Origin of the sequence: Kitasatospora purpeofusca, assembly GCF_036010405.1 — a bacterium.
Classification (GTDB): Bacteria; Actinomycetota; Actinomycetes; order Streptomycetales; family Streptomycetaceae; genus Kitasatospora; species Kitasatospora purpeofusca.
Genome location: NZ_CP108561.1, coordinates 2,299,079 through 2,310,839 on the forward strand (window position 1 = coordinate 2,299,079; position 11,761 = coordinate 2,310,839).

Consider the following 11,761-nt stretch of genomic DNA (forward strand, 5'->3'; position numbering starts at 1 on the left):
GGCGGGAATGCCGGACGGGCAGGAACGGATGCGATCGGTCGGCGGCCCGGGTCAGCCGACGGCCCGGGTCAGCCGACGGCCCGGGTCAGCCGACGGCCCGGGTCAGTCGACAGCCCGGGTCAGCCGGCGGACGGGCCGGACAGCGAGCAGGGCGAGGGCGCAGCCCAGCCCGACCAGGGCGCCGAGGAACAGCAGCCGGTGCACGCCGACCAGGCCGCTGACCGGACCGGCGACGGCCTGGCCGAGCGGGACGGCCAGGATGGATCCGGCGATCTCGTAGGCCGCGACCCGGTTGAGCTTGTCCTCGGGTATCCGGGTCTGGACCGAGGTCGCCCACTGGACGCCCCAGAACGCCCACCCGATACCGCTCACCAGGTAACCCGCCATCAGCAGCGGTACCGGCGGCACCAGCGCGGCGGACAGCGGCATCAGCGGGAAGAGCAGCATCGCCACCGCCCCGCCGAACAGCGGACGGGCCGGGCGCAGCCGGATCGCGACCAGGCCGCCGAGCACGCAGCCGACGCCGAAGGCGCTCTCCGCCCAGCCGAAGGCCGCCTTGCCGTGGGCGTCGATGATGGAGACCGCGCCGACCGGGGTGATCGGGCCCCAGACCGCGACGCCGAGGACCCACCAGATCAGGATCACCGACCACAGCCAGGAGCGGGAGCGGAACTCCGTCCAGCCCTCGCGCAGGTTCTGCAGGGTGGAGGCGCTGCGGTCGGGCTCGACGTACGGCAGCCGCAGGGCCGTCAGGCAGAGCCCGCTGACCACGAAGACGACCGCCGTCGCGGCGAACACCGACGCCGGGGACACCACGGCGACCAGGGTGCCGGCGACGGCCGGGCCGGCCATGGTGGCGACGCCCTGGCTGACCCGGAGCACGCCGTTGGCCTGCTGCGGGTCGGTGGCGACCTGCGGGACCAGGCTGGTCAGGCCCGGCTGGAACATCGCGGTGGCGAGCCCGCCGAGCACCGAGGCGAGGACCAGCAGCCACAGTGCCGGGTGGCCGAGCCAGAGGCAGAGCGCGAGTCCGGCCTGGATCGCGAAGCGCGCCCCGTCGGCGGCGATCATCTGCGGCCGGGGGTGGAAACGGTCGGCGAACACCCCGCCGAACACCACGAACAGGGCGAACGCCCCCATCCAGGCGCCCAGCGCGACACCGACGGCGCCCACCCCGAAGCCGAGCGAGAGCATCGCCACGGCCGTCGCGACGGGAATCATGGTGTCGCCCAGCACCGCCATGGTGCGGGCGGTGAAGTAGAACCCGAAGTTGCGGGTCCACAGGCGGGCGGGCGGGGCGGGCGGCGCGGCCAGGGTCGCGGCCATGGGGCTCCTTCGGGACGTCCGCCGGGGCGGTCGGGTGCTCGGGGTCGGGCGGGCGGGAACGGGGCTCCGGGGGCGCGGGCTCCAGGGACGCTGCTCCGGGGGCGGTGCCGGTGCCGGCGCGTCTGTGTCGGCGTAGGCGTCGGCGTCGGCGTCCGTGTCGGCGTCGACTCAGAGTGCGAGTTCGACCCGGTACGCGCGCAGCCAGGCGTCAGTCTGCAGGGCGGTCTCCAGCGCGGCGCGGCCGACCCCCGTGACCAGGGCGTCCGCGCCGTCGCGGGCCACCGCGGCCCGGAGCCCAGGGGCGAGCAGCGGGGCGACCGGGCTGTCCGGGTCCAGGGCGACCGCGGCCAGCCGCTCCCGCAGCACCCGGTCGTAACCGGCGTCCCGCAGGTTGGGGTAGGGCGTCTTGACCCGCATCGCCACCGGTTCGGGCAGCAGGTCCTTCATCGCCGCCCGCAGCAGGCTCTTCTCCCGGCCGTCGAACGCCTTCATCTCCCAGGGGATGTTGAAGGTGTACTCGACCAGCCGGGGGTCGGCGAACGGCACCCGGATGTCGAGCCCGGCGGCGCTGCCGAGGCGGTCCAGCCGGTCGAACAGCACCCGGGTGTGGCGGGTGTGCGCGAGGTAGGTGACCTCGCGGTAGCGGGCCTCGACCGGGTCGGCGACCGCGTCGGCGGCGCCGATCTCGGCGACGGCGGCACGGTGGCAGTCGCGCTCGTAGCCGGCCAGGTCGAGCTTGGCGAGCAGTCCGGCGTCGAAGACGACGTCGGTGCCGAGGAAGCGCGGACGGCCCTCCGCCACCCACGGGAAGGTCGGCTGCGCGATCCACTCCGGCAGCCGGTTCCAGTTGTAGCCGCCGAAGACGTCGTCGCCGCACTCGCCGGACAGCGCGACGGCGGCGTGCCCGCGCGCCTCGCCGAACAGCAGCCGCAGCGAGGCGTACTGGTCGCCCTTGTTGATCGGGATGTCGTAGGCGGCGAGCACCGAGGCCCGCAGTGCGGGGTCGAGCAGGTCCAGCCCGGCGAGCGAGATCTCGCCGTGCTCGGTACCGGCGTGCTCGGCCATCAGCCGGGCGTAGAGGTGGTCCTCGTTGCCCTGCGCCGCGGCGCCGTCGGCGCCCGGCTCCTGGTCGTTGACGGCGAGCGAGCGGATCGGGCCGCGGCCCTGGCGGCGGGCGAGGGCGGCGGCCAGCGCGGTGAGCGTGCTGGAGTCGAGGCCGCCGGAGAGCAGCGAGCAGGGCAGTTCCTCGCCGTCCAGGTGCGGGGCGACCGCGTCCTCCAGGAGCGTGCGGACGGTGTCGACGGTGGTGCCCAGGTCGTCGGGGTGGCCGGCGACCCGCAGCTGCCAGTAGCGGCGCTCGGTCGCGCCGGAGCGGCCGACCCGCAGCAGCGCGCCGGGCAGGACCTCGCGCAGGCCGCGGAAGACCGCGTGGCCGGGCACCCGGGCGACGGAGAGGATGTCCCGCAGGCCGTCGGCGTCGAGGGCGGGCCGGAAGGCGGGGTGGGCGAGCACGGCCTTGGGCTCGGAGCCGAAGAGCACACCGTCCGGGGTGGTCGCGAAGAAGAGCGGCTTGACGCCCATCCGGTCGCGGACCAGCAGCAGTTCCTCCCGGCGCGGGTCCCAGAGGGCGAGCGCGTAGCTGCCCTCGATCCGGGTGACGAAGTCCTCGCCCCAGGCCAGGTACGCCTGGAGCACGGCCTCGGCCTCGCCGCCGGTGACGGCGCGGTGCCCGGCGGCGGTGAGGCGGTCGCGCAGCGCGCGGGCGTTGGTGAGGTGGCCGGCGAAGGAGAGCACGGCGAGCGGGCCGGTGTCGCCGGGGGCGGCGAGCGGCTGCGGGTGCGGGTCGCGGGCGGTGCGGCGGTGGCCGAGGGCGGCGTGCGGGGAGCTCCACAGCCCCTCGCCGTCGGGCCCGCGCCGGGCCAGTGCCTCGGTCATGGCCCGGACGACGTCCTGTCCGTCCGCGGTGTCAGGGGTGGCGGTGCCGTGCGAGAACTCGACCCAGCCGGCTATGGCGGACATGCGGTACTCCAGAGGTGGGCGGTGACGGGTGGGTTGCGCTGGCGGGCAGCGGGGTGACGGGGTGGCCGGCGGCGCCGGACGGGGCGCCGCCGGCCGGTGCGGTCACGCCCGCGCGTCGGGCCCGGTCGGGACGGCGGGGACCGCAGGGACGGTCAAGTCGCCGTGCACGGTGTAGTCGCCGTGCACGGTGTAGTCGCCGTGGATGTCGCAGGCCCACCACTGGGCGAGGGCGCGCATGCTCTCGCGCAGCTCGGCCGAGGGCTGCCACCGGAGTTCGGCCCCGATCAGGCCGGTCGCCATGGTCCAGCGGTCGACCGTCGGGTCCTGGACCCACTCCCAGGGCGTACGGCGCGACACATCGGCCAGGAGCCCGGCGAGCTCCTGCTCGTCGAAGGCCGCCGAGGCGACGTTGAGCACCGGCCGCGCGGGCGGCGCCGCCAGGACGGCGCGCAGCGCGTCGGCGAGGTCGCGGTGGTCCAGCACCTGGTGGCGCCCCAGCGGGTTCAGGGCGAGCGGGCGCCGGGTCCAGGCCAGGTTCACCCACCGCACCAGTGGGCTGTCCTCCGGCGCGTACGGGCCGACCGGGTCGGCGAGGCGCAGGACCTGGACGGCGACGCCGCAGTCCGCGCCCCAGGCCCGGACGGCCTGCTCCTCGCGCCACCAGGCCAGTGCCACCGGGTCGGCCGGGGCGGCGGCCGGGAGCTCCTCGGTGACGGTCCGTTCGCGGCTGCCCCGGTAGACGGCCGAGGAGCCGGCGTAGACCACGCGCTCCACCCCGGCCTCGGCGGCGGCGGCGAGCACGTCGGCCAGCAGGCCCTCGTCCTCGGGGCGGCCGAGGTGCACCACGAAGCGAACGCCGTCGAGGTCCTCGGCGGACGGCGGCCCGGCGGGGTGCACCGCGTCGTGGCCGCCGTCCGCCAGCAGGCGGGCCAACTGCCGGGCGAAGGCCGGGTCGCCGCCGGTGACGGCCACCCGGGCGAGCGGGGCCGGGCGGGGCGTGCGGACGGCCGGGTCGGCCCCGGCGCGGCGGCCGGCGGCGAGGGCGGTCAGCGCGAGGTCGCGCACCGCCGGGGCCGCCGCGAGCAGTTCGGCGGCGGTGGACTCCTCGCACAGGCCGCCCGATCCGAGGGTCTCCATGACGGCGGCGGCGATCCGCGGGTCCGGCTCCGGCAGGTCGGCGGTGACGGCGCCGAGCGCGAACGCCGTCAGCCACACGGCCCGGCCGGAACCGTCCGGGAGGCCGGCCGCCGCGTCCGGACCGGTGGCCGCGAGGGCGGCCAGGCAGGCGTCCAGCAGACCGGTGCGGGCGAGCTGCCGCTCGGTCTCCAGGTACTCCCACTCGGTGCCCCGGAGCACGGCGCAGCGGGCCTCGCCGTACTGGTAGAAGGGCACCACCGGGAAGCGCGGGCACGGCCCGTCGGCCTCCGCCGGACCGGCGTCGCCGGTGAACAGGGTCGCCTGGCGGAAGCCGTGGTAGGTGTTGCCGGCCAGGCTGGGCAGGTCGTCGTGCTGCACCGTGCTGGGGGTGCAGAAGCGCACCGGCATGCCGATCGCGTTCAGGTAGCGCTGCACCACCACGTCGTAGGGCCAACCGCCGCCGTGCTCCCGCTGGAAGGCCTCGTAGCCGCGGGCGGCCTCGGCGGGAAGCATCAGCGCCTGGCAGGGCACGTGCTCCTGGAGGGTGTACGCCCAGGGCGCGCCGGCGAGCGCGGCGAGCCGGGCGACGGCGCCGTTGCGGGCCTCCCAGCCCGCGTAGAGGGCGATCGCCTCGCCGGGGGCCGCTGCGGCGGCGCGCTCGGCATGCTCGTAGAAGCCCTCGGCGAGCACCACGTCGTCCTGCAGCACCAGGTGGTGGGTGGCGTCGGGCGCCACGCAGGACCAGGAGAGCGGCGCCACCCGGAGGGCGGTCGGGCGGCCGTCCGGCTCGGGGTCCATGATCACCCGGACCCGGCCCCGGGGGTCGGCCTCGGCGAGCCGCCGGGCCTCCTCCGCGCGCCTGGGGTGACTCATCACCGCGCCGCTCAGCCGCACCCGGGCCGGGTCGTTACCGGCATCCGCACCTGCGTCCTTGCTGACATCTGAACTGACATCCGTACTGGCAACCATCGAAGTACCTCGCTGTGGGGGTGGGGGTTCGGTGGGGTCGGACCGGTGATCAGGCGGAGACGCCGTCGGCGCCGTCGGCGCCCGCGTTGCGCACCTTGCGCTCGTTGTCGTTCAGGCCGTGGTCGGAGCCCTGCTCGCGCTCCAGCCGGATCATCGCCTCGGGGCGGTAGTTGAGGATGTACGCCCGCCGCACCCGGTCGCTGGTGTTGCCGCGGGAGTAGTGCAGGGTGGTGCCGGAGTGCGCGATGCCCTGACCGGCCGTCACCGGCACCGCGGTGGCCCCGGGCTCGTCCTCCGAGCAGTCGCACTCGATGTTCTTGCCGTCGCTGGTGGGGCGGTGCGGGCGCAGCGGCCGGGTGTGCGAGCCCTGCACGTACCACATGCAGCCGTTGTCCGGCCCGGCGTCGTCGAGCGCCACCCAGATCGAGACGGCCCGGGTGTCCGGCAGGTCGATCCAGTACGCGGCGTCCTGGTGCCAGGGCGTGGGCACCCCGGTGTTCGGGGCCTTGTGGATCAGCATGTCGAAGTCGAGCATCGCGTCCTCGCCGATCAGCTCCCGGGCGAGGGCCAGCCCGCGTTCGTGCAACGGCAGTTCGAGGATCGGCGGGTGGAGCGCGGAGGGCCACATGATCTGCGTGATGTTCTCGACGCCGGCCTCGGCGCCGTCGGCCCGCGGCGCGTGCGAGCCGAGGTCGGAGCGCTTGTCGCCGCTCTCGATCTCACCGGTGAGGAAGCGGTCGTAGATCGCCCGGTAGGCGTCGACGTCGTCCGCGGAGAGCAGTGTCCCGGCGAAGACGAATCCGTCCTCCCGGAATACGCCGACCAGATCGGGGTTCGCGCTGACTGTCATGACTGGTTCCTTTCCCGTGTACGGTCCGGGGCCACTGGAAATCGGTCGCTTTCGCGCGGTGCGGGCACGGCGGGCCGCGGCAGCGTCATTCCGCCGTCGCAATTCCTGATTCCTGAACCCTGGCCCCCGGGTTCCCGAGCAATCGGGAACCCGGGTTCCTGATACCTGGTTCGCGGCCCGATGGCTGATCGGTGTTCGCCGTTCCGGCGTTCTCCCGACCCGGTCATCAAATAGCCGGGAAATTCGCCGCGTCAACGTCCGTCGCCCGCCGGGCGGCGGGCGGGGTCAGCCCGCCTCGGCGATCCGCATCCGGTCGTGCTCCTCGCGCTCCTCCGTGCAGCGCCGGGCGGCGGCGTCCAGGACCTCCAGCACCCAGGCGGACAGGTCCCGGTTGGCGGCGTCCGCGGCGTCCTCCCAGAGCCCGCGGCGGGCCTGCGTCACCGCGAGCCTGAGTTCGACGGAGATGGACCGCGCGCCCGTGCCCGGAGTGGTGGCGGTGCGGATCCGGCGGCGGAGTTCGTTGCGCGACCAGCTGCCCTGCTGGGCCCGGTCGAGCCAGTTGTCCTGGACCTCGGGATCCAGCGAGGCGACCTCGGCGTGGTGCTGCATACTCAGGGCCGGTCGGCGGCGGCCCGGCGGAAACTTCCGGGCGACCCAGGCGTAGTTCCGCAGCGTCTGGTAATCCAGCGCGGTTTCGTCGATGGCCCTCCGGTAGCGTTCCGGATATCGCTCCTGGCCGTAGACCAGCCAGTCGCCGAGCCACCAGGTGGCGGAATCCGCCGCGGCCCCGAGATCCTGCCCGATGCGCATCCACGCGTCGATCGGGAGCCTTGCCGGGAGAGCGAGTGAGGTGTGGTCCCGGGAGAGTTCCGATCCCCGCCCGGCCCGTCTTCCCAGAATCCTCACGTCGTTCGACCGATCCGCCCTTCGCATGCTGTCCTCCCCGTTGTTCAGCAACAGTCGATCATTTTGAGGAACGAACCGCACCGCTTCAAGGTCTAGACCAGCCTTCGGGATCCCCCCACCGGCACCCGCCGATCCGCCGCCCCTTGCCCGCCCCCCGGCCCACCCCCTGGCCCGCCCCTCCCCTCCTCCTGTCCGCCCGCCGCCCGCCGTTCCGCCCGCCGTCCCGCCGGCGAGACATGGCCGCGTCAGAAACCGCAGACCAGACCCGGTGCGACCGCCCCGGAACCGACACCCCTCGCACCCGCGCCGCCCACTCCCCCGGACCACGGACCTGGCGACCCACCGGCCCCCGTGGCCACAATCGCACCGCCCCGGCCCCCGTCGGAGAGGCCCGGGCACCGCAAGCTGCCGAAGGAGCCAACGTGACCACCCGGGAGAGCGTCTCGGAGCACGGCCTGACCGTCCGCGCCCAGCACCGGCACAACCCGTACGACCACCTCTTCGACGACGAGGGCTTCGCCGGGCTGCTGATCGGCCTCGGACTGCGCCGCGCCGCCAGCATCTGGCGCAACCACACCGCCGCCGCCGGCACCGCCCCCCGCGACCCCTACCCCCGGGCGAGCATGGGCTTCGTCCTCCTGGACCCGACCGCCGGCCCCTGGGTCCCCGACACCGAATCGGTGATGGCGGTGATCACCGTCGGCGAGGACGCCCACCGCTTCCTCCCCAAGGCCGCGGCCAAAGCCGCCGGCCACCGCCGCCTCGGCCGCAACTACGGCGAAGCCGTCCTCACCGACCCCCACCTGTGCGGCAGCGGCGCCTTCCGCTACGGCCACTCCGCCGCGATCCGCGGCCAGATCGTCGGCGCCAGCTCACAGTCGACCGACCAGGACCTCTTCGAGGCCGGCCGCCTCGCCACCGACCTCGTCGACGCCCTGACCGAGGCCCAACTCGCCTGGGAGGACCGCACCGGCCCGACCGACTGGTTCTCCCCCACCGACACCCCCCACCCCCGCTACCACGCCATGATCGCCTTCGCCCTTCCCGAGCAACGAACCTGATGCTCCGTCACCTCCCGCCCGACCGGCCGGCCCCACCACCCGAGGGGCCGGCCGACCGCCGACTACCGCCCCTGCGGCTCACGGCAGCCAGCGGGCGGCCTGCTCCCGAGTCACCCGCGCGGCCTCGACGTACCAGAGCCCGTTCGGCTTGTCCCAGCGGGCTCTGAGCAGAGCCTTGGCCTCGTCCTTCTCCCCGTACGGGACGTCGAGGTAGAGCCGCCCGTCGACGAGATCCCCGGGGCGGATTCCCGTCCCGGTCGCGCTGGGCGCAGCATGCCGGACCGCGCTGGGCCTCACACTGTCGGCAGATTCTCCGGCGGCCCGCGGGTTCCACGCAGCCCGCTCCTTACGGGCCCGGTCGATGACCCGGCTGACCCGTTCACAGGATGCAGGGTCGGTGAAGCGCATCATCAGGTCGGTCGGCCCGCTGCTCGCGAGCAGGTTGAGCGAGCCGTGCCAGAGCACCGCGCTGTCGAGGATGAGAACCTTCTCGTGCATCCGCTCGCGGAAGCCCACCTGGCAGCCGGCCGCCCTGAGGATGTCGATCTGCTTCTGGTGACGAGCCGCCCCGGCCGCCTCCCGTTGCTCCTCCGGTGACCGGGTATGGACGACGACCTCTACTCCTTCGGCCACGCGGGCACCCAGCAGCGCCGACCACCGGCGCACCGGCGCCGGGTCCAGGAAGGCGCAGTAGACCTCGACGCTGGTCCGGGCACGCGCGATGTCCCATTCCACGGCCTTCTGCACCTCGTCGGCGGGAAAGAAGGCCGGCCGCGCCAGCTCCTCTTCCGAGAGGGCCGGGAGCTGAGCCGCATCCCGTGTCGGGATCAGCTGGTCGGCCGAAATCACTTGGGCATGGCGCTCCAGGTGGTCGAGCATGACCCGGGCCTCGCTGTGCGGGCCGAGGTGCTTGCGCAGGTGCTCGACATCGGCGACGACGACGAGGTGGTCCTGGGCCCTGCTGAGCGCGACGTTCAGCAGACGACAGGTCTGGGAGGAAAGGCCGGTCCCGGCGTAGAAGATGCCCGGGTCCTTTCCCGCGCCGACGGCGGTGTCGAAGACGACGATCGGACGCTGGCTGCCCTGGAAGCGGTGAATGGTGTCGACCAGCCCCTCGTAGTCCTCTCCGAACCGGTACTTCAGGCTTCCCTTCAACGCCTTGACCTGCGCGCGGTAGGGCGCGATGACCGCCAGCCGGTCGGTCGCCCGCTCCCCCACCCCGATCTCGGCAGCTCCCCACTTGTGGCCGGGGAGCACCCCCTCGTACTGGAGGCCGCGGACGAGTTCGTGAACGACGGCCTCGTTCACGGTGTTGGCCCGGTAGTCGGGGCCCGGGATGCGCTGCTTGGAGGTGTCGACGAGGATCACGGGGACATCGATCAGCGGGTTGAGCGGGATCCGGCTGCCGTCACCGCGTCCCGTGGCGAGGGGCGCATCGGGGTAGGCGACGGCGTTGACGAGTCGGCAGATCGGCTCACGCATGCGGTACTGGGTGTCCAGCGCCACCAGGCGTGCGTCCTGACGTACGGAACCGTGCTCGCTCACCAGACCGGCCGCGTGAAAGGCATCACGGGCGGCCCAGTACCGCGCGTGTGCGCGCTCGTCCTCCGTGGCCTTCCGATCGCCGTCACCCTTGGTGACCGCGGGCAACTGCCGGAAGTCACCCGCCACGACTATTCGCTTGCCTGCCAAACCGGCCGCCAGCCAGGCCGAGGGCAGATCCACCATGCCCGCCTCGTCGACCACCACGACGTCCACCCGATCGAGCAGCTTGCGCGACTGGACCGCCTTGGCCACCGTGGCCCCCATGACCCGGCACTGGGACCGTACGGTCTGCTGGATGCGGGCGAGCTGCCGGTCGAGCTCCTGGACACGCTCCTGCAGGCGTCCGGCCTCGTGCACCAGCACCGCGTACGCCGGAAGACCTTCAAGTCGGGGCCGAAGGCCCGAGAGGCGCCCAGTCGTTGTACTGATCCGGGCAGCCAATTCCTCCGCCTGCTTACGGGCGGCCGCTCCGACGTACTGAGAGGCGAAAGCGGCATCGGTGGCCCGGGTGAGCTCGTCCCTCAGGGCGGCGAGCTCCCGTTCCTTTCGCCCTGAGAAGAGGCCCTTCGGCTCCCTGGCTTCACTGACGGCCAGCCGCAGCCGGGCCGCCTCGGCCTCCACCCGCAGGGCGTCCCGTTCCGCGACCCCGGCAGCGTCAGCAGCGTTCTGGTGGGCTTTCCGGTCGTCGGCCAGGCGCTGCTCCAGCTCCCGGACCTCGTCGTGCAGGGTGACACCGGCACGTACCAGTTGCAGGGCCTCCCGCGCGGCCCGTGCCTCCTCGCCCAGTTGCGCCGAGACCCGCCCAGCGATCCGGGTCGGGTCGACGTAGTCTCCGTACCTCTCGCGCAGCGACGGCAGTTCGATCTCCCCGGCACGCTGGACGAGGCCCTCGGCGAAGCCCGTCTCGGCCTTCAGGAGGTCACAGATCCGCTCCAGAGCCTGGTCGACGGCGACCTTGGTCGGAGCCAGGAAGAGAACACTGTGCCCCTGGCGGACGTTGCCCTCCACTATGTGGCCGACGACATCGGTCTTCCCCGTGCCCGGTGGACCCCAGAGGAACAGGGCCTCGCTCGCGAGGGCCTGGGCGACCGCGGTCCGCTGGCGGGGATTGAGCTTCAACCCGTTCCAGCCGGCCACCCATCGTTCGGGGTCCGCTGCCCGGCCCACCGCCGGTGACCCTTGCCCGACGATCCATCCGGCGCTCTCGACCCGAATGCCACCGTCGTCCGAACCTGCCGCCTTCAGGCGTTCCGCCAGCACCAGCAAACCTGCCGAATCGTCCTTGCGCACCTGCACGTTGCGCGCCCCGGCCGGCAGATTCTCGGCCACCACCAGCCTGACCTTCCCGTCCGGCATCGGGGAGGCCTCACCCGGGATCCAGTCGCCGCGCGCCTGGGAGGGACGCACGAGAACAGGACTGCCGTCGAAGGATCCCGGCCACCTGCGGCAGGCGAAGAGGTACTCGTACCGACCCTCCGCTACGGACACCGGCCGCCCGTCAGACAGGGCCGCCTTCTCCGCCTCCTTGGCGTCGTTGCGACGTTCGGCCCGGATCTCCGCCTGCACGGCGGCCAGGAGTTCGGGAACCGGGTACGGGTGCTCGGCCTGTGTCATGGATGTGCGCTCCCCCGGGGTGTGTACAGAATGCTTCGTCCAATGTACGGACTGCGACCGACGCCGGCGCCGGGTTCCGCCAAGCCGCCCCCCCGAAGGGCACGGCGGCACCCGAGCATTGTCGGCACAGTCGCCAACCTCACCGAGACGGGCCCGCCCTCTCCCGACCGGAGCGCGAAGAAGCATCGATCGCCCGGTACCCCGACCTGCCGTCGGCGCATCCGCATGTATTCCATCAAGCAGGCATGGTCGGCCGACCCTCGCCGCCGACCTCCGGGCCACGTCCACCGATCCACCAGCTTGACCGGACGACGTCTACTACGGTGGCCACAGT

General features: G+C 73.5%; 7 protein-coding genes. 1 reads left to right on the forward strand and 6 read right to left on the reverse strand.

Annotated features, from left to right (window positions below; all coding sequences use genetic code 11):
• Positions 1–102: 102 nt before the first annotated feature.
• From OG715_RS09815 to OG715_RS09835, 5 genes are all read right to left on the reverse strand, one after another.
• The gene (locus OG715_RS09815; RefSeq protein ID WP_266275458.1) at positions 103–1,326 is read right to left on the reverse strand and encodes an MFS transporter; all 1,224 of its coding nucleotides are present in this window, start codon (positions 1,324–1,326) and stop codon (positions 103–105) included.
• 168 nt (positions 1,327–1,494) lie between these two features.
• Positions 1,495–3,345, reverse strand: a complete 1,851-nt coding sequence (gene asnB / locus OG715_RS09820; RefSeq protein WP_266275457.1) for an asparagine synthase (glutamine-hydrolyzing) — start codon at positions 3,343–3,345, stop codon at positions 1,495–1,497.
• Positions 3,346–3,447: 102 nt separating this feature from the next.
• The gene (locus OG715_RS09825; RefSeq protein WP_266275456.1) at positions 3,448–5,355 is read right to left on the reverse strand and encodes an NAD-dependent epimerase/dehydratase family protein; all 1,908 of its coding nucleotides are present in this window, start codon (positions 5,353–5,355) and stop codon (positions 3,448–3,450) included.
• A 145-nt stretch (positions 5,356–5,500) separates the two neighbouring features.
• On the reverse strand, positions 5,501–6,301 hold the full coding sequence (locus OG715_RS09830; RefSeq protein ID WP_266275455.1) for a phytanoyl-CoA dioxygenase family protein: 801 nt from the start codon (positions 6,299–6,301) through the stop codon (positions 5,501–5,503).
• Between the two features lie 285 nt (positions 6,302–6,586).
• Entirely contained in the window at positions 6,587–7,234 is a 648-nt protein-coding gene (locus OG715_RS09835; RefSeq protein ID WP_266275454.1) for an LmbU family transcriptional regulator, read from the reverse strand.
• A 395-nt stretch (positions 7,235–7,629) separates the two neighbouring features.
• Here OG715_RS09835 and OG715_RS09840 point away from each other — a divergent pair, with 395 nt between their 5' ends.
• Positions 7,630–8,268, forward strand: coding sequence for a hypothetical protein (locus OG715_RS09840; RefSeq protein ID WP_266275452.1), 639 nt, complete (start codon positions 7,630–7,632; stop codon positions 8,266–8,268).
• 78 nt (positions 8,269–8,346) lie between these two features.
• Here OG715_RS09840 and OG715_RS09845 read toward each other — a convergent pair whose 3' ends face one another.
• Positions 8,347–11,427 (reverse strand): AAA domain-containing protein, encoded by a 3,081-nt coding sequence (locus OG715_RS09845; RefSeq protein WP_266275449.1) that lies wholly within the window; start codon positions 11,425–11,427, stop codon positions 8,347–8,349.
• Positions 11,428–11,761: the final 334 nt, after the last annotated feature.